Origin of the sequence: Ralstonia sp. 25mfcol4.1 (assembly GCF_900104095.1) — a bacterium.
Classification (GTDB): Bacteria; Pseudomonadota; Gammaproteobacteria; order Burkholderiales; family Burkholderiaceae; genus Cupriavidus.
The window spans coordinates 148,527-170,536 of sequence record NZ_FNJO01000002.1; the positions used below are offsets into that span (position 1 = coordinate 148,527).

The 22,010-nt window shown below is 67.0% G+C and carries 21 protein-coding genes; 13 read left to right on the forward strand and 8 right to left on the reverse strand.

All coding sequences use genetic code 11. The annotated features are described in order from the left end of the window. The first annotated feature begins 52 nt into the window (after positions 1 to 52). Positions 53 to 1,630 (forward strand): aldehyde dehydrogenase (NADP(+)), encoded by a 1,578-nt coding sequence (locus BLQ58_RS03780; protein ID WP_092594731.1) that lies wholly within the window; start codon positions 53 to 55, stop codon positions 1,628 to 1,630. A gap of 79 nt (positions 1,631 to 1,709) precedes the next feature. Here BLQ58_RS03780 and BLQ58_RS03785 read toward each other — a convergent pair whose 3' ends face one another. The 4 genes from BLQ58_RS03785 to BLQ58_RS03800 are packed head-to-tail and all read right to left on the reverse strand — an operon-like array spanning position 1,710 to position 5,254. Then, complete coding sequence (locus BLQ58_RS03785; protein ID WP_092594733.1) at positions 1,710 to 2,930, reverse strand: osmoprotectant ABC transporter ATP-binding protein OsmV; 1,221 nt, start codon at positions 2,928 to 2,930, stop codon at positions 1,710 to 1,712. Next, complete coding sequence (locus BLQ58_RS03790) at positions 2,927 to 3,577, reverse strand: ABC transporter permease (RefSeq protein WP_092594735.1); 651 nt, start codon at positions 3,575 to 3,577, stop codon at positions 2,927 to 2,929. The genes BLQ58_RS03785 and BLQ58_RS03790 overlap by 4 nt, the downstream gene beginning before the upstream one ends. A gap of 10 nt (positions 3,578 to 3,587) precedes the next feature. Continuing rightward, positions 3,588 to 4,502 (reverse strand): glycine betaine ABC transporter substrate-binding protein, encoded by a 915-nt coding sequence (locus BLQ58_RS03795; protein ID WP_254775816.1) that lies wholly within the window; start codon positions 4,500 to 4,502, stop codon positions 3,588 to 3,590. Positions 4,503 to 4,537: 35 nt separating this feature from the next. After that, positions 4,538 to 5,254 (reverse strand): ABC transporter permease, encoded by a 717-nt coding sequence (locus tag BLQ58_RS03800; RefSeq protein ID WP_092594739.1) that lies wholly within the window; start codon positions 5,252 to 5,254, stop codon positions 4,538 to 4,540. Between the two features lie 665 nt (positions 5,255 to 5,919). On the opposite strand from BLQ58_RS03800, the gene BLQ58_RS03805 reads away from it, so the two are divergent. The 6 genes from BLQ58_RS03805 (at position 5,920) to BLQ58_RS03830 (ending at position 12,443) form a co-directional block, all read left to right on the forward strand. Beyond that, positions 5,920 to 6,828, forward strand: coding sequence for a pirin family protein (locus tag BLQ58_RS03805; RefSeq protein WP_092594741.1), 909 nt, complete (start codon positions 5,920 to 5,922; stop codon positions 6,826 to 6,828). Between the two features lie 303 nt (positions 6,829 to 7,131). After that, complete coding sequence (locus tag BLQ58_RS03810) at positions 7,132 to 8,700, forward strand: ABC transporter ATP-binding protein (protein WP_092594743.1); 1,569 nt, start codon at positions 7,132 to 7,134, stop codon at positions 8,698 to 8,700. Beyond that, positions 8,693 to 9,787 (forward strand): ABC transporter permease, encoded by a 1,095-nt coding sequence (locus BLQ58_RS03815; protein ID WP_092594745.1) that lies wholly within the window; start codon positions 8,693 to 8,695, stop codon positions 9,785 to 9,787. Before BLQ58_RS03810 ends, BLQ58_RS03815 begins: the two co-directional genes overlap by 8 nt. 18 nt (positions 9,788 to 9,805) lie before the next feature. Continuing rightward, the gene (locus tag BLQ58_RS03820; protein ID WP_092594747.1) at positions 9,806 to 10,726 is read left to right on the forward strand and encodes an ABC transporter permease; all 921 of its coding nucleotides are present in this window, start codon (positions 9,806 to 9,808) and stop codon (positions 10,724 to 10,726) included. A gap of 102 nt (positions 10,727 to 10,828) precedes the next feature. Continuing rightward, on the forward strand, positions 10,829 to 11,971 hold the full coding sequence (locus BLQ58_RS03825) for a BMP family ABC transporter substrate-binding protein (RefSeq protein WP_092594749.1): 1,143 nt from the start codon (positions 10,829 to 10,831) through the stop codon (positions 11,969 to 11,971). Positions 11,972 to 12,149: 178 nt separating this feature from the next. Next, complete coding sequence (locus BLQ58_RS03830) at positions 12,150 to 12,443, forward strand: YkvA family protein (RefSeq protein WP_092594751.1); 294 nt, start codon at positions 12,150 to 12,152, stop codon at positions 12,441 to 12,443. 81 nt (positions 12,444 to 12,524) lie between these two features. Here BLQ58_RS03830 and BLQ58_RS03835 read toward each other — a convergent pair whose 3' ends face one another. The 3 genes from BLQ58_RS03835 to BLQ58_RS03845 are packed head-to-tail and all read right to left on the reverse strand — an operon-like array spanning position 12,525 to position 14,665. Further along, positions 12,525 to 12,944 (reverse strand): methylglyoxal synthase, encoded by a 420-nt coding sequence (locus BLQ58_RS03835; protein ID WP_092594754.1) that lies wholly within the window; start codon positions 12,942 to 12,944, stop codon positions 12,525 to 12,527. Further along, the gene (locus BLQ58_RS03840; protein WP_092594756.1) at positions 12,944 to 13,732 is read right to left on the reverse strand and encodes an SDR family oxidoreductase; all 789 of its coding nucleotides are present in this window, start codon (positions 13,730 to 13,732) and stop codon (positions 12,944 to 12,946) included. The genes BLQ58_RS03835 and BLQ58_RS03840 overlap by 1 nt, the downstream gene beginning before the upstream one ends. A gap of 45 nt (positions 13,733 to 13,777) precedes the next feature. After that, a complete protein-coding gene (locus BLQ58_RS03845) occupies positions 13,778 to 14,665 on the reverse strand; it encodes a DMT family transporter (RefSeq protein ID WP_092594758.1) in 888 nt (295 codons plus the stop codon). 265 nt (positions 14,666 to 14,930) lie between these two features. Between BLQ58_RS03845 and BLQ58_RS03850 the strand changes: the two genes are divergently transcribed. The 3 genes from BLQ58_RS03850 (at position 14,931) to BLQ58_RS03860 (ending at position 16,996) form a co-directional block, all read left to right on the forward strand. Next, on the forward strand, positions 14,931 to 15,947 hold the full coding sequence (locus BLQ58_RS03850) for a Bug family tripartite tricarboxylate transporter substrate binding protein (protein ID WP_092594760.1): 1,017 nt from the start codon (positions 14,931 to 14,933) through the stop codon (positions 15,945 to 15,947). 103 nt (positions 15,948 to 16,050) lie between these two features. Further along, positions 16,051 to 16,701, forward strand: coding sequence for a uracil phosphoribosyltransferase (upp, locus tag BLQ58_RS03855; protein ID WP_092594762.1), 651 nt, complete (start codon positions 16,051 to 16,053; stop codon positions 16,699 to 16,701). Between the two features lie 124 nt (positions 16,702 to 16,825). Beyond that, positions 16,826 to 16,996, forward strand: coding sequence for a DUF3149 domain-containing protein (locus BLQ58_RS03860; RefSeq protein WP_092594764.1), 171 nt, complete (start codon positions 16,826 to 16,828; stop codon positions 16,994 to 16,996). A gap of 51 nt (positions 16,997 to 17,047) precedes the next feature. Here BLQ58_RS03860 and BLQ58_RS03865 read toward each other — a convergent pair whose 3' ends face one another. Continuing rightward, entirely contained in the window at positions 17,048 to 18,586 is a 1,539-nt protein-coding gene (locus BLQ58_RS03865; protein ID WP_092594766.1) for a helicase HerA-like C-terminal domain-containing protein, read from the reverse strand. Between the two features lie 282 nt (positions 18,587 to 18,868). On the opposite strand from BLQ58_RS03865, the gene BLQ58_RS03870 reads away from it, so the two are divergent. The 3 genes from BLQ58_RS03870 (at position 18,869) to hemF (ending at position 22,005) form a co-directional block, all read left to right on the forward strand. After that, complete coding sequence (locus BLQ58_RS03870) at positions 18,869 to 19,594, forward strand: YebC/PmpR family DNA-binding transcriptional regulator (protein WP_092594768.1); 726 nt, start codon at positions 18,869 to 18,871, stop codon at positions 19,592 to 19,594. A gap of 85 nt (positions 19,595 to 19,679) precedes the next feature. Further along, on the forward strand, positions 19,680 to 20,948 hold the full coding sequence (purD, locus tag BLQ58_RS03875) for a phosphoribosylamine--glycine ligase (RefSeq protein WP_092594770.1): 1,269 nt from the start codon (positions 19,680 to 19,682) through the stop codon (positions 20,946 to 20,948). 145 nt (positions 20,949 to 21,093) lie between these two features. Beyond that, positions 21,094 to 22,005 carry an oxygen-dependent coproporphyrinogen oxidase gene (gene hemF, locus BLQ58_RS03880; RefSeq protein WP_092594772.1) on the forward strand — a complete coding sequence of 304 codons (912 nt, stop codon included), beginning with the start codon at positions 21,094 to 21,096 and terminating at the stop codon, positions 22,003 to 22,005. Positions 22,006 to 22,010: the final 5 nt, after the last annotated feature.

Consider the following 22,010-nt stretch of genomic DNA (forward strand, 5'->3'; position numbering starts at 1 on the left):
GCGTGACGGTGTTCTGGCCGTCCTTTCCCAATTTCCCGCAGGACCCAAGATCATGACGATGACTGGCGAAATGCTGATCGGCGCCTCTGCCGTTCGCGGCACCGAAACCACCTTTTACGGCATCAATCCGGCCACGGGCGAAAGCCTCGAACCCGCCTACCAGGGCAGCACCTCGGCCGATGTGGACCGGGCCTGCGCGCTGGCCGAAGCCGCGTTCGACACCTATCGCGCCACGTCCCCCGAACAGCGCGCCACCTTCCTGGAATCGATCGCCGCCGGCCTGGAGGCCCTGGGCGACGAACTGATCCAGCGCGCGCACCTGGAAACCGCCCTGCCCATCGCGCGCCTGCAAGGCGAGCGCGGCCGCACCGCCGGCCAGCTGCGCCTGTTCGCACGCGTGCTGCGCGATGGCCGCTGGCAAGACGCCACGCTCGACAGCGCCCTGCCCGAGCGCACCCCGCCGCGCCCCGACCTGCGCATGCAGCGCATCGCCGTCGGTCCGGTGGCCGTGTTCGGCGCCAGCAACTTCCCGCTGGCCTTCTCCGTGGCCGGTGGCGACACTGCCTCGGCGCTCGCCGCTGGCTGCCCGGTCGTCGCCAAGGCACACCCGGCACACCCGGGCACGTCGGAACTGGTGGGCCGCGTGATCCAGAAGGCCGTGGCCGATGCCGGCCTGCCCGAAGGCGTGTTCTCGCTGGTGCAAGGCGTGGGCAACGCCATCGGCACGGCGCTGGTGGCACACCCGGTCATCCAGGCCGTAGGCTTCACGGGCTCGCGCGCCGGTGGGCTGGCACTGATGAACGTGGCCAACAGCCGCCCGGTGCCGATCCCCGTCTACGCCGAAATGAGCAGCATCAACCCGGTGTACCTGCTGCCCGAGGCGCTGGCGGCCCGTGGCGAGCAGATCGCCCGTGACCTGGTCGATTCGCTGGTGATGGGCGTGGGCCAGTTCTGCACGAACCCGGGCCTGCTGCTGGCCATCGAAGGCCCGGCGCTGGAGAAATTCCGCGCCACGGCGCACGGCGCGGTGACCGGCAAGCCGGCCGCCACCATGCTGACGCCGGGCATCCACGCCGCCTTCGAGCGTGGCGTGGCGCAACTGTCGGAAATCTCGGGCCTGACCCGCGCCGCCTGCGGCGTTGACGCCACGGGCCCGAACCAGGCTCGCCCGGTGTTCTTCGAAACGTCGGCCGACAAGTTCGTGGCCGACCACCGCATGCACGCCGAAGTGTTCGGCCCGTCCACCGTGCTGGTGGTCTGCAAGGACGCCGACGCGCTGGTGGATGTCACCCGCATCCTCGAAGGCCAGCTGACCGCCACGGTCCAGGCCGACGCCGGCGACCACGACGTTGCGGCCAAGCTGCTGCCGGCCCTGGAACGCAAGGTGGGCCGTATCCTGTTCAACGGCTTCCCGACCGGCGTGGAAGTGTGCTTTGCGATGGTCCACGGCGGCCCGTTCCCGGCTACGTCGGACACGCGCACCACGTCGGTGGGCACCACGGCGCTGGACCGCTTCCTGCGGCCGGTCTGCTACCAGAACTTCCCGGCCGCCCTGCTGCCGGAGGCGCTGAAGGACGGCAATCCGCTGAACGTGTGGCGCCTGAAGGACGGCGAGCTGGGCCACGCCTGATGTCCCGGTATCTGCCCTAATGAAAAACGGCCGCGTCTGCGGCCGTTTTTCATGGTGTCGTGCAGCGCGCGCTATCCTCTCACGCCGCGGCACGTTCCTTCACAGGTGCCTGCACCGGCGCCGGCCCGATGGTCGTCACCGGCGAACTGGCGGGCGGCTGGATCACCGGCGCGGTGCCGCGCGAGCGGCCCGAGCTCAGGTAGTCGGCAATCGATTCCTGCGTGACTTCGCCCAGGTAGACGCCGTCCCCGTCGATCACCGGCAGCCAGCTTGTGTTGTGCTGGTACATGCGCGACAGCACGATGCGCAGGTGCTCGTCGAACGCGGCCGTGGTGGTGAACTGGCGCATCACGTCCGCGCAATTGCCGCCCTTGGCCAGCGCGTTGCGCACGTCGCGGCGGGTCACGTAGCCCAGCGCGCGCTGCGCGTCGTCCACCACGGGCAGGTGGCGCACGTCGGCATCGTCCATCACACCGAAAGCTTCGGCCAGCGTCATGTCGGGGCGGCAGCTTGGCGGCAGCGTGGCCGCGTCCCCGGCGCGCACCAGCAGCAGGCGCTTGAGCGTGTTGTCGTGGCCCACGAAGGCCTGCACGAAGTCGTCGGCCGGATGCGCCAGCAGCGCGTCGGGATGGTCGAACTGCACCAGCCGGCCGGCGCGGAACACGGCCACCTTGTCGCCAAGCTTGATGGCCTCGTCGATATCGTGCGACACCATGATCACGGTCTTGCCCAGCTGGCGCTGCATCTGGAAGAACTCGTTCTGGATGCTCTCGCGGTTGATCGGATCCACCGCGCCGAACGGCTCGTCCATCAACAGCACGGGCGCGTCGGCAGCCAGCGCGCGAATCACGCCGATCCGCTGCTGTTGCCCGCCCGACAGCTCGCGCGGATAGCGTCTGAGCATCTTGTCCGGGTCCAGCTGCACCATGCGGATCAGTTCGCGCGCACGTTCGCGGCATTGCTTCTTGTTCCAGCCCAGCAGGCGCGGCACGACCATGATGTTCTCTTCGATGGTCATGTTCGGAAACAGGCCGATCTGCTGGATCACGTAGCCGATCTTGCGGCGCAGCGTCACGCCGTCGATGCCGGTGGTGTCCTCGCCGTCGATGCGCACGGTGCCCGACGTCGGCTGGATCAGCCGGTTGATCATCTTGAGCGTGGTCGTCTTGCCGCAGCCGGACGGCCCCAGGAACACGCAGATCTCGCCGCGCGGCACGGTCATGCTGACCTCGTTCACGGCACGCACTTCGGCGCCGTCCTTCTGCGGGAAGGCCTTGGTGAGTTTGTCGAGTTCGATCATTGTCGGATTCCTTTCGGTGTCAGGGCACGCTGCAGGCTTTGCAGCGCGACGTCGGCCACGATGGCGAGCAGGCTCACGAGAACGGCACCCACGGCAAGCTTGCTCATGTTGCTCTGGCTGATCGCCTGCAGGATCAGCACGCCCAGGCCACCGGCGCCGATGATGGCGGCAATGGTGGCCACGCCAATGTTCATCACCACTGCCGTGCGCACGCCGCCCAGGATCACCGGAACGGCCAGCGGCAGGTCCACCAGGCGCATGCGCTGCCAGGTGGTCATGCCGATGCCGCGCCCCGCTTCCTGGATGCCGGCATCGACATTGGTCAGCGCGGTGTACGTGTTGCGCATGATCGGCAGCAGCGAGTACAGGAACACCGCCGTCACGGCCGGCACGTAGCCGAGCGCGTGGCCGAAGCGGGCGAAGACCGGGATCATCAGCCCGAACAGCGCGATCGACGGCAGCGTCAGCACCACGGTGGCCAGCGCCAGCAACGGTGTGGCCAGGAAACGGTGGCGGGTGATCAGGATGCCCAGCGGCACGCCGATGACGATGGCCATGCCCACCGCCGAGCCCACCAGCGCGAGATGCTCGCCGGTGAGCCGCAGCAGCGTCGGCCAGCTATGGTGAAGGTAAGTCAGCAGATCCATGCGGCGCTCCTCAGATCAGGCCGTGGCTGCGCAGGAAGTCGCCTGCCACCTTGTCCACGGGCTGCTGGTCGATGTCGACCTTGTAGTTCATGTCGGTCATCGCCGCGTTGTCGAGCTTTGCCGCCAGCGCGTTGAGCAGGCCGCCCAGTTGCGGATGCGCGTCGAGCACCGCGCGGCGGACCACGGGCGCCGCGTTGTACGGCGGGAAGTAATGCAGGTCGTCCTCCAGCAGCACGAGGTCGAAGCCCTTCACGCGGCCGTCGGTCGTGTAGACCAGGCCCAGGTCCACCTGGTTGTTCTTGAGCGCGGTGTACACCAGGCCCGGATCGAGCTGGATCACGTCCTTGCGTGTGAACGGCAGCTTGTACACACCCTTCAGCGGCTCCAGGCCGTCGGGGCGCGCGGCGAATTCCATGTCCACGGCCAGCGGATGCTTCGTATCCTCGCCTTCGGCGCGCATCTTCGCGGCGTACGCCGACAGCGTGCGGATATCGCCGGCGCGCTCCTTCGGCATGGCGAATGCGTACGTGTTGTTGACCTGCGAGGCATCGAGCCAGACCAGGCCCTTGGCGGCATCGAGCGTCTTCACGCGCTTGTAGCTTTCCGGGCCGTCGAGCTTTTCCTCGACCTTGTTGAACACGATCAGCGCGGTGCCGGTGTAGTCCCACACCACGTCGAGCTGGCCTGATTCCAGCGCCTGGCGCATCAGCGTGCTGCCCAGCCCCGAGGTCAGCGTCGTATCGATGCCCTTGGCCTTCAGGTACTGCGTCGTCATCGACGACAGGATCAGCTGCTCGGTGAAGTTCTTGCCGCCCACCCGCACCGGGCCCGCGCCTTCCTGCGCGCGCGCCGGGGCCGTGGTCAGCAGCAGCGCGGCCAGCGCGATGCCGATGGCGGCGGCCAGCCAGAACACGCGGCCCTCCATCAGACGGTTCACGGATTTGAATTTCATACGATTCCTCACTGCGCCAGTCCGCGACGACGCAGGTAGATCTGGCCGGCGGCGGCAAACAGCGCGTCCAGCACCAGGGCCAGCAGCGCGGTAGCGGCGGCACCCAGCAACAGCAACGGCTGGTTGTTCAGGTAGATACCCGGGAAAATCAGTTCGCCCAGGCTGTTCGCGCCGATCAGGAACGACAGCGGCACGGTGCCCACGTTGATCACCAGGCTGATGCGCACGCCGGCCAGGATCACGGGCAGCGCGTTGGGCAGTTCCACGCGCACCAGGCGCTGGCACGGCGTCATGCCAATGCCCCGCGCGGCTTCCTTGAGTGCGGGCGATACCGTGCGCAGCCCTTCGTAGGTGTTGCGCACGATCGGCAGCAGCGAGGCCAGCCACAGTGCCAGGATCGCCGGACGCTCGCCGATGCCCAGCACGGCCAGCGCCAGGGCCAGCACCGCCAGCGACGGCACGGTGTTGCCGACGTTGAACACCTGCATGAGCCGGTCGGCCCAGCGGCGCATGCACGGGCGGCTCAGCGCGATGCCGGCCGGCACGCCGGTCAGCAGGGCCAGTGCCATCGAGATCGTCACCAGGCGCAGATGGTCGGCCACGTCATAGAACAGGCGGTCCTGGTACTGATGGATGACGTCAACGCCGATCCACGCGACCAGTCCGGCCAGCGCAGCGGCAACGACGCCCCCCCAGGCCAACGCCCGGATGGTTCGTTTTGACATATTTCCCCTCTCCAACCCCGGTGCGGCAAACCATGCGAAATGCATGAATCACCACATCCCGGATGCGGAAAACAAAAGGGCCGGCGGAAATGTCGATGGGGGTGCCCGCCGGGGCCCTGGTTCAGATTGCCTTGCCGCCATGACCGGCACGATTGCCAGCGGACGGACTTTTGGGCGCGGCACCAGCCCGGAGGCCAGCGAAACACCCGATTGATGGGGTCCAGGCATGAAGCCCAAACCCGCAGGAGCGGCGCAACCGTGAAAAGGTTGGCCAGTGGCGGCGATTGATGCCCGACTGATGTCGTGTCGGTATGGCGCCGCCGGTCAATCGGCCGTTGCCAGACAACGGATTGCCGGGTTCGGGGTGCAGCCCCGACCACTGCAATTATTGGCAACGGATGACAAAGAGACCGCTATTCTACACAACTTCTGCCATCCTGTCATCTTCACCGTTTCCATCTCCGAAATAACGGTGTTCCGCGGGAAATTTCGCACTCCGGTTTCGTTGCATTGATGCAATCGATCAAGGCCATCTCGTTCCATCGGCAGAACAATCTGTTGCCTGCCCGCCCTCTACCGCTTTCGCGCCAAACCCTTAAATTGAGGGGGTAGACACGACGGCCAGAGGCCTCTGGCTTCCACACCGTCTTAACAGGAGATTTCACATGACCACCCGTATCGCCACCGTTCCGGCCACCGCCACGGAAACCGTGCAGCGTTCGCGCGCCGTGGATCGCGTGGTTCGCGGCATCGCCACGTCTGACGGCGCCGGCGTCAAGCTGACCCGCGTGCTGACGCAGAACCTGCAACGCCGGCTGGACCCGTTCCTGATGCTCGACGCCTTTGGCACCGACAACAAGGACGACTATATCGGCGGCTTCCCCGATCACCCGCACCGCGGCTTCGAGACCATCACCTACATGCTGGCCGGCCGCATGCGCCACCGCGACAGCGCCGGCCATGAGGGCCTGCTGGAAAACGGCGGCGCGCAATGGATGGTGGCCGGTTCCGGCGTGGTGCACTCCGAATTGCCTGAGCAGGAAGACGGCCGGATGGAAGGCTTCCAGCTCTGGCTGAACCTGCCGGCGGCGGACAAGATGACCACGCCCTGGTATCGCGACATGCCGGCGGCGGCAATTCCCACCGTGGAACTGCCGTCAGGTGGCACGGTACGCGTGCTGGCCGGTGCCTCGCATGGCGTGGCCGGTGCCGTGACGCGCCCGGTCACCGAACCGCTGTACCTGGACGTGCATCTGCCGGCTGGCCAGTCGTTCGCGCAGGCCCTGCCCGCCGGGCATAACGCGTTTGTCTACGTCTATCGTGGCGCTGTGACGATTGGCGACGCAGTGGTGGAAGCCCAGCGCATGGGCGTGCTGGACAACGCCGGGGCGTCCGACGGCGTGGTGGTCGTCGCGAACGAGGACACCCGCTTCCTGCTGATCGCGGGCCAGCCGCTGAACGAGCCCATCGCGCAGTACGGCCCGTTCGTGATGAACACGCAGGACCAGATCTACCAGACCCTGGCCGATTTCCGAGACGGCCGATTTGCGACGATCCCTGCCAGCGCCGCCTGACGCGCGCAACTGACGCGGGTCAACCCTGACCGCCGCCCTGCCCTGACCGGCAGCGCGGCGGTTTTTCTTTGCGGCTGTGGCCGGCACGCGACTTGCAACCTCCCGGTATCCGTTGTGGGGCATGGCTGGAGGGCCAAAGTGGTCCGCCCAGCCCCCACGCACTTATATAATCCACTCCAAATTCCGGGCATCACGCAATCATGATGATGACGATCTGCCTCGCGGCGATGCTGCGCCACGCACAGCCGTTGTCACGTGCCTGAAAACCACAACGTTGCTGCCACAACAATTCGAGCCGCTTCAGTGACATCACAATCCCCCTCCAGGCTGGCGCTTGCGCATATCACCAAGCGCTATCCCGGCGTGACTGCCAACGACGACGTCAGCCTGACCGTCGCGCCGGGCGAGATCCACGCCGTCCTTGGCGAAAACGGCGCAGGCAAGTCAACCCTGATGAAGATCATTTTCGGCGCGGTACGTCCCGACGCCGGCGAGATGCACTTCAACGGGGCGCCGGTTTCCATCGCCAGCCCCCACGACGCCCGCAACCTGGGCATCGCCATGGTGTTCCAGCATTTTTCGCTGTTCGACACGCTGACCGTGGCCGAAAACATCGCACTGGGCCTGTCGCCCGCCGATGCCGGCAACCTGAAGCAGCTATCGGAACGCATCCGCGCCACGGCCGAGCGGTATGGTCTGCCGCTGGAGCCGCAACGCCACGTGCATACGTTGTCCGTGGGCGAGCGCCAGCGCGTGGAAATCGTGCGCGCACTGCTGGCCAACCCGCAGTTGCTGATCCTGGACGAACCCACCTCGGTGCTGACGCCGCAGGCCGTGGAAACCCTGTTTGTCACGCTGCGCCAGCTGGCGGCCGAAGGCACCAGCATCCTCTATATCAGCCACAAGCTGGACGAAATCCGAGCCCTCTGCCACCACGCCACCGTGATGCGCATGGGCCGTGTAACCGGCAATTGCGATCCGCGCCAGCAGAGCGCGGCCGAGCTGTCGCGGCTGATGATCGGTGGCGAACCGCCGCGCGAAGCGCGGGTGGCCGCCGAGCGCGGCGCGGTGAAGCTGGCGGTGCGCAACCTGTCGATGCCGCGCGCACACCAGTTCGCCACGGAACTGCAAGACATCGCACTGGACGTGCACGCCGGCGAGATCGTCGGCATCGCCGGTGTGTCGGGCAATGGCCAGCAGGAACTGCTGGCTGCGCTGTCCGGCGAGGATGCACGCACGGCCGGCGCGGCCATCGAACTGGACGGCAAACCCGTGGGCCGGCTCGATGCCCGCGGCCGCCGCCGAGCGGGGCTGGCCTTCGTGCCAGAGGAACGGCTCGGCCGTGGCGCCGTGCCGGGCATGAGCCTGGCGTCGAACGTGTGGCTGTCGCATCAGACGCCGCCCTACGTGCAGGGCGGCATGGTGTCGCCCAGGGCCGCCGAAGGCCTGGCCGCCAGCATCATCAGCCGTTTCCGCGTCAAGGCGAGCGGGCCTGCGGCACTGGCCCGCAGCCTGTCGGGCGGCAACCTGCAGAAGTTCATCGTCGGCCGCGAGATCGAGGCCGGCCCGAAGGTGCTGATCGTGGCGCAGCCCACGTGGGGCGTCGATGTCGGCGCCGCCGCGCAGATCCACAACGAAATCCTGTCGCTCAAGGCTGCCGGCTGCGCGGTGCTGGTGGTATCCGAAGAACTCGACGAACTGTTCGCCATCTGCGACCGCCTGCACGTGATCGCCAAGGGCCAGCTGTCGCCGTCGATTCCCGTGGATATCGCCACGCGCGAGCAGGTGGGCCTGTGGATGAGCGGGCTGTGGGAAGGCGGGCCGGCCAGCCGGCACGACAACGCCGACGCGGAGGTGCCGAGCCATGGCTAAAGTGCTATCTCCCGTTGTGCTGGCCCCGCGCGGCGTGCCGTCGCGCCCGATGGCCTATGCCTCGCCCGTGTTCGCGCTGGTGCTGACGCTGCTGTTCGGCGCGCTGCTGTTCCTGGCGCTGGGCAAGGATCCCGTGGCGGGCCTCAAGGTATTCCTGGTCGATCCGCTCAAGGACAAGCGCGCGATTGGCGAGGTGCTCCTGAAGACCGTGCCGCTGGTGCTGTGCGCGCTCGGGCTTTCGGTCTGCTACCGCGCCAACGTCTGGAATATCGGCGCCGATGGCCAGCTGATTGCCGGCGGCATCCTGGCCGGCGCCACGGTGCTCTGGTTCGACACCCCCGGCAACTCCTGGAGCGGCCCGGCCGTGCTGGTGCTGGCGTCGATTGCCGGCTGCATCGGCGGCATGCTGTGGGCATCGCTGACCGCGCTGCTCAAGGACCGCTTCAACGCCAACGAGATCCTGGTGTCGCTGATGCTGACCTATATCGCCCAGCAGTTGCTCCTGTGGGTAGTCAACGGTCCGCTGAAAGACCCCAACGGCATGAACTTCCCGCAATCGAAGGTGTTCTCGTCGATGTTCCTGCTGCCGAACCTGCTGCCCGGTTCGCGCCTGCACATGGGCTTTGCCGTGATGCTGGTGCTGGTGGCCATCATGACCGTGTTCGTGTTCCGCAGCTTTGCCGGCTATCGCCTGCAGGTGGGCGGCACGGCGCCGCTGGCCGCGCGCTACGCCGGATTCTCGTCGCGCAGCGCGCTGTGGACGGCACTGATGATCTCGGGCGCCTTCGCGGGCCTGGCCGGCGCGTTCGAGGTAACCGGGCCGATCGGGCAGCTGCTGCCGTCGATCTCGCCCGGCTATGGCTTTACCGCGATCATCGTGGCCTTCGTCGGCCGGCTGCATCCGGTGGGCGCCGTATTCGGCGGCATCGTGATGTCGCTGTTCTATATCGGCGGCGAAATGGCGCAGTCGCGCCTGGGACTGCCGTCGGCGCTGGGCTGGGTGTTCCAGGGCATGCTGCTGTTCTTCCTGCTGGCCTGCGACACATTGATCGACAACCACCTGCGCTGGCGCGCGCGTGCCGCCTGATCCGGAGCCGACAACAATATGGAACAACTTGCTCCCCTGATCGCCACCGCGATCAACGCCGGCACCCCGCTGCTGCTGGCCGCGCTGGGTCTGCTCGTCAACGAGCGCGCGGGCGTGCTGAACCTCGGTGCCGAAGGCATGATGCTGGTGGCGGCCGCCTTCGGCTTCATGGTCGGCTATCAGACCCAGTCGCCGCTGCTCGGCTTCGTTGCCGGCGCGGGTGCCGGCATGCTGATGGCCACGCTGTTTTCGTGGCTGGCGCTGGTGCTGGCCACCAACCAGGTGGCCACCGGCCTGGCGCTGTCGATCTTCGGCACCGGCCTGTCCGCGTTCATCGCACAGCGGTTCGTCGGCTACGCCATGCCGGCCAAGGCCAGTGCCGTTCCGGGGCTGGCCGACATTCCGTTCATCGGCCCGGCATTCTTCCAGCATCACTGGATGGTGTATTTCAGCCTGCTGCTGTGCTTCGCCATCATGTGGTTCCTGTTCCGCACGCGCGCCGGCCTGACGCTGCGCGCCATCGGCGAATCGCCAGAATCGGCGCACGCGCTGGGCTATCCGGTGCGCTGGATCCGCTTTGGCGCGCTGCTGTTCGGCGGCGCCTGCTGCGGGCTGGCCGGGGCCTACCTGTCGTTGGTGTACACGCCGATGTGGGTGGAAAACCTCGTGGCCGGTCGTGGCTGGATTGCGCTGGCGCTGACCACCTTCGCCACCTGGCGGCCGGGCCGCGTGCTGGTGGGCGCCTGGCTGTTCGGCGGCGTGACGATCCTGCAGTTCTACCTGCAGGGCATCGGGGTATCGGTGCCGTCGCAGTTCCTGTCGATGCTGCCCTACGCCGCCACCATCGTCGTGCTGGCCTTGATTTCGCGCAACCCGGCCTGGATTCGCCTGAACATGCCCGCGTCGCTGGGCAAGCCGTTCCGTCCGGGTAATGCCTGAACTTGCCCCGACATCGCCGTACCGCATCACCGAAGTCTTAAAAAAAAAGCAGTATCCGAAGTACAACCACATCACAGAAGACGTCTTACTAGGAGAGATCGAATGATCGTGACACGCAGGACCACGCTGGCAGCCCTGGCCGCCACCGCCGTGCTGGCCCTGGCCGGCTGCGGCAAGAAGGAAGCCGAGAAGCCGGCCGAGACTGCCGCGCCGGCATCCGCCCCCGCTGCTGCCACCGGCGAACCGCTGAAGGTGGCCTTCGTCTACATCGGGCCGGTGGGCGACGCCGGCTGGACGTACGCGCACGACACGGGCCGCAAGGCCGTGGAAGCCAAGTTCGGCGACAAGGTCAAGACCACGTACGTCGAGAACGTGCCCGAATCCGCCGCCGACGCCGAGCGCGTGTTCCGTGACCTGGCCAGCCAGGGCAACAAGCTGATCTTCGGCACCACGTTCGGCTACATGGAATCGATGCTGAAGGTGGCCAAGGAATTCCCGGACGTGAAGTTCGAGCACGCCACGGGCTTCAAGACCGCCGACAACCTGGCCCAGTACGACGTGCGCACCTATGAAGGCGCATACCTGGCGGGCGTGGTGGCCGGCAAGATGAGCAAGTCCGGCAAGATGGGCGTGGTGGCATCGGTGCCGATTCCCGAGGTGATCCGCAACATCGATTCGTTCACGCTGGGCGCGCGCTCGGTGAACCCGAAGGCCACGGTCAAGGTGGTGTGGGTCAACAAGTGGTTCGATCCGGGCAAGGAACGTGAAGCCGCCACGACGCTGATCGGCCAGGGCGTGGACATGCTGATGCAGAACACCGACTCCGCCGCCGTGGTGCAGACCGCGCAGGAAAAAGGCGTGTACGCGTTCGGCTGGGACAGCGACATGAGCAAGTTCGGCGAGAAGGCGCACCTGGCGGCATCGGTGATCTCGTGGGGCGTCTACTACAACAAGGTGGTGGAAGACGTGCTCAACAACCAGTGGAAGAACAGCACCATCTGGTGGGGCCTCAAGGAAGGCATGATCGACCTGAAGGGCTTCAACGCCGTGGTGCCGGAAGACGTCAAGGCGCTGGTCGAAGAGCGCAAGAAGGGCATCGTCGATGGCAGCGCGCCGATCTGGAAGGGTCCGATCAAGGACAACGCCGGCAAGGAACAGGTTGCCGGCGGCGCCGTGGCCGACGACGCCTTCCTGCACAACGTGAAGTTCTACGTCGAAGGCGTGGAAGGCAACGTGCCGGGCTGATTACCCTGCGCCGAACCTTGCGCGATGAAGACGCCAGCCTCCGGGCTGGCGTTTTTTTTGCCCGGGCCGTACCGCCGCCACCGATCCGGCCGTGAAAAACCATGGAACTTGAATCGCCACGCATCGGCCCAAGCTAGTGTTTCATGTCCTGCTGAACGTGTGACCAAGGAGGCCCATCATGTGGAAGCGACTGTCAGCCCTGTGGACGCTGATACGGCGCGACGGCCGGCTGTTCTGGTTTGCCCTGCGCCACCCCGACGCGCCGCCCTGGCTCAAGCCGGCCGCGTTCGGCCTGCTGTTCTACGCGATCTCGCCGATCGACCTGATCCCCGACGTGATTGCCGGCCTGGGCATCGTGGACGACGTGGTCATCATTCCGCTGGCCGTTCATCTGATCCTGAAGCGCCTGCCGCCGCACATCCTGCGCCAGGCCGGGATGCGCGCCACCGCCACCACGGTCAGGCCGCGCTGACGCTGGCTTCCTGCCGGTTCACCCAAAGAAAAACCGCTGCCGAAGCAGCGGTTTTTTCATGGGCGCGTGACCGGCTGGGGATCAGGTCTTCGGCACGAAGCAGTGCCGCGCCAGTTCCACCACCAGCAACTCGGCCGTGGCCAGGTTGGTGGCGCACGGCACATTGTGGACGTCGCACGCACGCACCAGCGCGTTGATGTCCGGTTCGTGCGGCTGCGGGGTCATCGGGTCACGCAGGAAGATCACCGCCGTGACCTTGCCTTCGGCCAGTTGCGCGCCGATCTGCAGATCGCCGCCCCATGGGCCGGACAACATGCGGGTCACATCCAGCCCGACCTCGGCCGCGATACGGCCGCCGGTCGTGCCGGTGGCGAGCAGGTCGCACCGGGCCAGGAAGTCGCGATGGCGGCCAGCAAAGGCCACGATGTCGTCCTTCTTGTGATCGTGCGCGATCAGCGCGATACGCGGCCGGGGCTCCTGCACGATTTCCGACGTACCCATCAGAACGTCCCCGGGTAGGCGCCGCCGTCCAGCAGCACGTTCTGGCCTGTCATGAAGGCGGCCTGCTTGCTGCACAGGAACGCGCAGGTGGCGCCGAACTCGGCCGGGTCGCCGAAGCGGCGGCTCGGGTTGGCGGCAGCGCGACGCTTGGCCATTTCCTCGATGCTGATGCCGGCCTTCTGGGCGCCGCCTTCCATCGTCTTCTTCAGGCGGTCGGTGTCGAACGGCCCCGGCAGCAGGTTGTTCACGGTTACGCCATGCTGCGCCACTTCGCGCGCCAGGCCGGCCACGAAGCCGGTCAGGCCCGAACGGGCACCGTTCGACAGGCCCAGCACGTCGATCGGCGCCTTCACCGCACCGCTGGTGATGTTGACGATGCGGCCCCAGCGGCGCGCGATCATGCCGTCGATGGTCGACTTGATGAGTTCGATCGGCGTCAGCATGTTGGCGTCCAGCGCGGCGATCCACTCGTCGCGGCCCCAGTCGCGGAAGTTGCCCGGCGGCGGGCCGCCGGCGTTGTTCACCAGGATGTCCAGGTCGCCCAGCTTGGCCACGGCGTCCAGGGCCAGCTTGCGGCCTTCCGAGGTGGTGATGTCGGTCGCCACCGCGATCACGCGGCGGCCATGGCGGGCGCGCAGGTCGGCGGCGGCCTTTTCCAGCGCCTCGGCGCCACGGGCCACGATCACCACATCGACACCTTCCGCCGCGAGCGCATCGGCACACGCCAGCCCAAGCCCCTTGCTGGCGCCACACACCAGCGCATGCTTACCGCGCAGTCCAAAATCCATGGCTTCTCTCTCCTTCCTTGGTTGGTTCTCTTCGAATGACTTGTTTCAGGCCTTCCGGCTCGACAGCAGGTACATGCCGCCCAGCACCAGTGCGCTGCCCGCCAGCTGCACGCCCGTGACCGGCTCGCCCAGCACCCAGAACGCCAGCGCCAGCGTGGACACGGGGCCGATCATGCCGGCCTGCGATGCCAGCGGCGCCCCGATGCGTGCCACGGCGATCATCGTCAGCGACACAGGCAGCACGGTACAAAATACCGCGTTGATGACCGACAGCCACAGCAGGGGCGCCGGCTGCGCCAGTTCGGCCAGCGGCCGTCCCAGCGCCACGTACTGGATCACGCAGCACAGCGTGGAGACGCACATCGCATACGCCACCAGCCGCAGCGACCCCACGCGCTTGACCAGCTCGCCGCTCAGAATCAGATAAACACCATACGACATCGCGCTGGCCAGCACCAGCGCGCCGCCCAGCCAGACCTGGCCGCCGCTCACGTCGAGATCGTGCGCGAAGACGAGCACGATCCCGGCATAGGCCAGCAGCAGCGAGATCCACTGTCGCGCATGGATGTGCCGACGGAACACCGGCGCCGTGACCAGCAGCACGAACGACGGCGTCAGGAACAGGATCAGCCGCTCCAGCCCGGCCGTGATGTACTGCAGGCCCAGGAAATCCAGGAAGCTCGACAGGTAATAGCCGATGAACCCGAGGAACACCACCCGGCCGCGATCGGCCCATGACAGCGCCGGCAGCTTGCGTGCCTGCCACCAGCCGATGGCCATGAACAGCGGCACCGCAAACAGCATGCGCAGCGTGATGACCATCACGGCATCCACGCTGTAGCGGTACATGAGCTTGGCCACGATGGCCTTGGCGGAAAACAGCACGGCGCCGACGGCCGCGGTGGCAAGTCCGACGCGCTGTGCGACAGGCACTTCGGCGGACGGGGAGAGGGACTTCTGGGAAGCGGGCACGGGGACGCGGGAATCTTGACGCCGGGCCGCACCCACGCTCAGCGCAGGCGGCACGGCGGAACCCGCCGATTGTATGTCAAAAGGCGCCAGTGCTTCGGGTGCCGGCCCGGCGCGCCGGGGCATCCTGCGGCAATGCCTGCTTTCCCATACAATGGGCCGCGCCGGGCCACGCACCGTCATGGTGCGTAACCTGGCCACATAACAACATTCCGGAGACTCCCGAGCCATGCCGCTCCATCGCCTTGCCGCGCGCCGTCGCGTTTTCCTGTCCGCCACCGTCCGTACCGCGCTGGCCGCATCCGCCCTGTCGATGCTGGCCGGCGCCGGCGGTGTCCTGGCCGCCGACGCCTTCCCGAGCAAACCCATCCGCTTCGTCGTGCCCTACGCGGCGGGCGGCACCACCGACCTGGTGGCACGTACCGTCGGCCAGCGCGTGGCCGAGAAGCTGGGGCAACCCGTGGTGATCGAGAACCGGCCCGGCGCCGGCGGCAACATCGGCATGGAAGCCGTGGCCAAGGCGCCTGCCGATGGCTACACGATCGGCTTCGGCGCCATTTCGACCAACGCGCTGAATCCGCACATCTACAAGCACGTACCGTTCGATCCGCGCCGCGATTTCACGGCCATCAGCCTGCTGGGCACCTCGACCATCGTGCTGGAAGTGAACAACGACCTGCCCGTGAAGACGGTGCCGGAACTGATCGCCTATGCCAAGGCGCATCCGGGGCTGACCTATGCCACGGCCGGCACCGGCACGTCGATGCACCTGGCCGGCGCGATGTTCTCGCAGATGACGCAGACCGGGCTGGTCCATGTGCCTTACAAGGGCAGCAGCCCGGCCATCAACGACATGCTGGGCGGTCATATCCAGGTGATGTTCGACAACCTGCCCGCGTCGCTGCCGCATATCCAGGCCGGCAAGCTGCGCGCGCTGGCCGTGGCGGGCAAGACGCGCTCGCCGTCGCTGCCCAACGTGCCCACGCTGGCCGAAGCCGGCCTGCCCGGCTATGCCGTGGAACCGTGGTTTGGCGTGTACGGGCCGGCCAACCTGCCCGCGCCGGTGACCCAGGCCCTGAACGCGGCCTTCGTCGAGGCCCTGGCCCGCCCCGACGTGCGCGACAAGCTGGCCCAGGCCGGTTTCAATCCGAAGGGATCCAGCGCCGCCGAGCTGCAGACGCTGACGCAAAGCGAGTACGAGCGGTTCGGAAAGGTCGCAAAATCGGCCGCCATCACGGTGGACTGACCGCCTGCCCGCCTCGCTCGGCCCGGCGCGCATCCATTACAATCGCGCTGCATCGGGCCCTCTCGCCTCAGGGAGGGCCCCTACCGTATCTGCCGAGCCCGCCATGAAACAGGATCCCCGCTTTCCCAACCTCTTCATCCTCGATCACCCGCTGATCCAGCACAAGCTGTCGCACATGCGCGACAAGGAAACGTCGACGCGCACGTTCCGCGAGCTGCTGCGCGAGATCACGCTGCTGATGGGCTACGAGATCACGCGCAACCTGCCGCTGACCACGCGCCGCATCGACACCCCGCTGGTGGCAGTGGACGCGCCCGTCATCGCCGGCAAGAAGCTGACGATCGTGCCGGTGCTGCGCGCCGGCGTGGGCATGAGCGATGGCCTGGTGGAGCTGATTCCGTCGGCGCGTATCGGCCATATCGGCGTGTACCGCGACGAACAACACCGCCCGGTGGAATACCTGGTGCGCCTGCCGGACCTGGAAGACCGCTCGTTCATCCTGTGCGATCCGATGGTGGCCACCGGCTATTCGGCCGCGCATGCGGTGGACGTGCTCAAGCGCCGAGGCGTACCCGACGAGGCCATCACGTTCGTGGCGCTGGTGGCCGCGCCGGAAGGTGTCGAAGTGTTTCAAAAGGCGCATCCGGGCGTGAAGCTGTTCGTGGCCTCGCTGGACAGCCATCTGGACGAGCACGCCTACATCGTGCCGGGCCTGGGCGATGCGGGCGACCGCCTGTTCGGCACCAAGAACTGATGCCCCATCGACGCCGACAGGCGTCGACTGAGCCGGCCGCGTTTGATGCGCCTCAATATTGATGGGGGCGGGGTGATCCAGACTGGAATGCCGTCTACGGCATATTCAAGCAAGGAGCCACCCCATGGAAGCACTGAAGATCCTGACCTCGACGGCGACCGGCCTGGCCAGCCTCGCCGTCATCGCATTCATCATCGGCATGGCGGCCTTCTACGCCTGCCTGTTCGCCCGCAAGGCGCGCGAGGATGCGGAAGCCGCCAGGCGCGGCTCGGAATCATCCGGTCGACCGCAATAAAAAACGCCCGCGCAATGCGGGCGTTTCCACATGGTGGCCCTGGACGGATGACTACTTTTTCTTGCCGCCGCCCAGCAGGCTGCCCAACACACCGCGAATCAGTTCGCGCCCGACCTGTGACCCCACCGTGCGCGCCGCCGACTTGGCCACCGATTCCAGGATCGAATCGCCACGCCCGGTCTTGCCCGTGCCGCGCGTGAGCGAGCCCCAGACTTCGCCGACCCAGCCGCCCTCTTCCTGTGCCGGGGCGCCGCCCGGCTGGGCGCCAGGCTTCGTGGGAACCTTCGCATCGGCCGGCCCGCCGTTGGGTGCCGGCGCCACGGCGGCACGCAATTTTTCGTAGGCCGATTCGCGGTCGATGGTCTGCTCGTACGTGCCGGCCACCAGCGAACTGGCGATCAGCGCCTTGCGTTCGTCCTCGTTGATCGGACCGATCCGGCTGCCCGGCGCCAACACCCAGGCGCGTTCGGTCACGCCCGGCGTGCCCTTGGCATCGAGACACGACACCAGCGCCTCGCCCACACCCAGTTCGCCGATCACCTGCTCCAGATCCAGCCCGGGATTGGCCCGCATGGTCGTGGCCGCCACCTTGACGGCCTTCTGGTCGCGCGGCGTGAAGGCACGCAGCGCGTGCTGCACGCGGTTGCCCAGCTGGCCGAGCACGGTGTCGGGGATATCCACGGGGTTCTGCGTCACGAAATACACGCCCACGCCCTTGGACCGCACCAGCCGCACCACCTGCTCGATCTTGTCGAGCAGCGCCTTGGGCGCGTCGTTGAACAGCAGGTGCGCCTCGTCGAAGAAGAACACGAGCTTGGGCTTGTCGAGATCGCCGGCCTCGGGCAGCTTTTCGAACAATTCCGATAGCATCCAGAGCAGGAAGGTGGCATAGAGGCGCGGCGCGTTCATCAGCTTGTCGGCCGCCAGGATATTGACCACCCCCTGGCCCTTCTCGGTCTGGATGAAGTCGTCCAGGTTCAGCATCGGCTCGCCGAAGAATTTGTCGGCGCCCTGCGATTCCAGCGCCACCAGGCCGCGCTGGATGGCGCCGATCGACGCCGACGAGATATTGCCGTACTCGGTGGTGAACTGGCTCGCGTTGTCGCCCACATGCTGCAGCATCGCGCGCAGATCCTTGGCATCGAGCAGCAGCAGGCCGCCGGCATCGGCGATGCGGAACACCAGGTTCAGCACGCCCTGCTGGGTGTCGTTCAGTTCCAGCATGCGCGACAGCAGCAGTGGGCCCATGTGCGACACCGTCGCGCGCACCGGATGGCCCTTTTCGCCGAAGACGTCCCACAGCGTGGTCGGGCAGCCGCCCCATGCCGGCTCGGGCAGGCCGTGTTCCGCCAGGCGGGCCTTGAGCTTGTCCGATGGCTGGCCCGGCTGGGAAATGCCGGTCAGGTCACCTTTGACGTCGGCCATGAACACCGGCACGCCCAGCCGGGAGAAGCCCTGCGCAAGGGTCTGCAGCGTGACGGTCTTGCCGGTGCCGGTGGCGCCGGTGATCAGGCCGTGCCGGTTGCCCATCTCGGGCAGCAGCACCAGTTCGTGGTCGGCGTTCTTGGCGATGAGGATGGGATCGGCCATGGCGGGGTCTCGTCGGTCGGCGGTCAGGGCAGGAAACAGGTGCGAAACGGATATGAAACGGGTCGGGGCGGGGCAAACAACCCATACATGGCACTGCGGGGCGGCAGGGGCGCGTGATAAAATCCTGCGCTGATTATAGCCAGCAGATTGGCACATCAATCACATGGCGTGGCCGCCGGATCGGCTGGATTCGTCCCAGAGACCCGTCCGGCTCCGGCCCCGCCGGCGCAATGCCGCCGGGTTCCCACACCACACGACACGTTTTCCGCTTCGGAGAGAAACATGGCCGGTCATTCCAAATGGGCCAACATCAAACACAAGAAAGCTGCCGCTGACGCCAAGCGCGGCAAGATCTGGACACGCCTGATCAAGGAAATCACCGTGGCCGCCAAGCTCGGCGGCGGCGACATCGATTCGAACCCGCGCCTGCGCCTGGCCATGGAAAAGGCCATGGACGCCAACATGCCCAAGGACAACATCCAGCGGGCGATCCAGCGTGGCGTGGGCGGCCTGGAAGGCGCCAACTACGAAGAAATCCGCTACGAGGGCTACGGCCTTGCCGGCGCCGCGATCATCGTCGACTGCCTGACCGACAACCGCACCCGTACCGTGGCCGAAGTGCGCCACGCGTTCTCGAAGCACGGCGGCAACATGGGCACCGAGGGTTCGGTGGCGTTCATGTTCACGCACTGCGGCCAGTTCCTGTTCGCGCCGGAAACGCCCGAGGACAAGCTGATGGACGCCGCGCTCGAGGCCGGCGCCGACGACGTGGTGACCAACGACGACGGCTCGATCGAAGTCACCTGCCCGCCCAACGATTTCGGCGCGGTCAAGGCGGCCCTGGAAGCGGCCGGCTTCAAGGCCGAACTGGCCGACGTGGTGATGAAGCCGCAGAACGAGGTCAGCTTTACCGGCGACGACGCCGTCAAGATGCAGAAGCTGCTGGACGCGCTGGAAAACCTGGACGACGTACAGGAAGTCTTCACCAACGCGGTGATCGAGGAATAAGTCCTCGCGCCGCGCCCCACGGCGGCAGCCCGGATCCCAGTCCAGCTGCCGCTTTTCGCATGCGTTTCTTTTCTGGCAGTGGATCATGAAAGTTTTGGTTGTCGGTTCCGGTGGGCGTGAGCACGCACTGGCCTGGAAATTGGCCCAGTCGCCCAAGGTGCAGGTCGTCTACGTGGCGCCGGGCAACGGCGGCACGGCGCTCGACAAGCGCCTGCAGAACGTGCCGCTGACCGATCCCGAAGTGCTGGCCGCCTTTGTGGAGCGTGAAGGCGTGGCCTTCACCGTGGTGGGCCCCGAGGCCCCGCTGGCCGCCGGTATCGTCGATGTGTTCCGCGCCCGCGGCCTGCGCATCTTCGGGCCGACCAAGGCTGCCGCGCAGCTGGAATCGTCGAAGGACTTCGCCAAGGCGTTCATGCATCGCCACGGCATCCCGACCGCCTTCTACAAGACGTTCTCGGACGCCGCCGGCGCCCACGCCTATATCGACGCGCAGGGCGCGCCGATCGTGATCAAGGCCGATGGCCTGGCCGCGGGCAAGGGCGTGGTGGTGGCGATGACGCTGGAAGAAGCGCACGGCGCCGTGGACATGATGCTGGCCGACAACAAGCTGGGCGATGCCGGCGCCCGCGTGGTGATCGAGGAATTCCTGGAAGGCGAGGAAGCCAGCTTCATCGTCATGGTGGACGGCAAGAACGTGCTGGCCCTGGCCACCAGCCAGGACCACAAGCGCCTGCTGGACGCCGACGCCGGCCCCAACACGGGCGGCATGGGCGCCTATTCGCCGGCCCCGGTGGTGACGCCGGCCCTGCACGCCCGCGCGCTGCGCGAGATCATCCTGCCGACCGTGCGCGGCATGGAAAAGGACGGCATTCCGTTCACCGGCTTCCTCTACGCCGGTCTGATGATCGACAAGGACGGCAATCCGAAGACGCTGGAATTCAACTGCCGCATGGGCGATCCGGAAACGCAGCCGATCATGGCGCGCCTGAAGACCGACCTGGTCGACGTGATGGAAGCCGCCGTGGATGGCAAGCTGGACCAGATCGAGCTGGACTGGGACCGCCGCACCGCGCTGGGCGTAGTCATGGCCGCCTACGACTATCCGGAGAACCCCCGCAAGGGTGACGTCATCACCGGCATCCCCGCCGAAACCGACGACGCCGTGACGTTCCACGCGGGCACCACGCTGCAGGACGGCACGCTGCGTACGTCCGGCGGCCGCGTGCTGTGCGTGGTAGGCCTGGCCGACACGGTCAGGGCCGCGCAGAAGAACGCCTACGCCGCGGTGGAGCAGATCCACTTCGACGGCATGCAGTTCCGGACCGACATCGGCTACCGCGCCATCAAGCGCTGACCGCCCCGCGGCCGCCGTCAGACCGGTTTTGCCCGGATTCGCCCCGCTCGCCGTGGGGCGAATCCAGCCGGTACAATCGTGACACCGCGATGACGGCCGGCCCCGCCCGGCCGTCTTTGCCACCGGCCACCCTCACCCGCCCATCATGATCGATTCCCAGGCAGTCCGTGACTATCTGCTCGGCCTGCAAGACCGCATCACCGACGCCGTTGCCGCCATCGACGGCCAGGCGTTCCTGACCGACAGCTGGGAGAAGCCACCCACCGAACGCCTGCGCGGCAGCGGCCGCACGCGCATCCTGGAGGGCGGTGCGGTCATGGAACGGGCCGGCGTGGGCTTCTCGCACGTGCGCGGCGACACGCTGCCGCCATCGGCCAGCGCCAACCGGCCAGAACTGGCCGGGCGCAGCTTCGAGGCCATGGGGGTGTCGCTGGTATTCCATCCGCGCAACCCGCATGTGCCCACCGTGCATATGAACGTGCGTTGCTTCATCGCCGTGAAGCCCGATGCCGAGCCGGTCTGGTGGTTTGGCGGCGGCATGGACCTGACGCCCTACTACGGCGTCGCCGACGACTGCGCGCACTTCCACCGTACCTGCAAGGCGTCGCTGGCACCGTTTGGCGACGACCTGTACCCGCGCTTCAAGCAGTGGTGCGACGAGTATTTCTTCCTCAGGCATCGCGGCGAGGCGCGCGGCATCGGCGGCATCTTCTTTGACGATTTCTCCGCGCCGGGCTTCGACCAGAGCTTTGCGATGATGCGCTCCGTGGGCGATGCCTTCCTGGACGCCTACCTGCCGATCCTGCGCGCGCGCAAGGACACGCCCTATGGCGAACGCGAGCGCGACTTCCAGGCCTATCGTCGCGGGCGCTACGTCGAATTCAACCTGGTATTCGACCGCGGCACGCTGTTCGGCCTGCAGTCGGGCGGCCGCGCGGAGTCGATCCTGATGTCGATGCCCCCGCAAGTGACCTGGCGCTACGACTGGCAGCCCGAGCCTGGCACGCCGGAAGCGGCGCTCTATACCGATTTCCTGCCGGCGCGCGCGTGGGCCTGATCCTG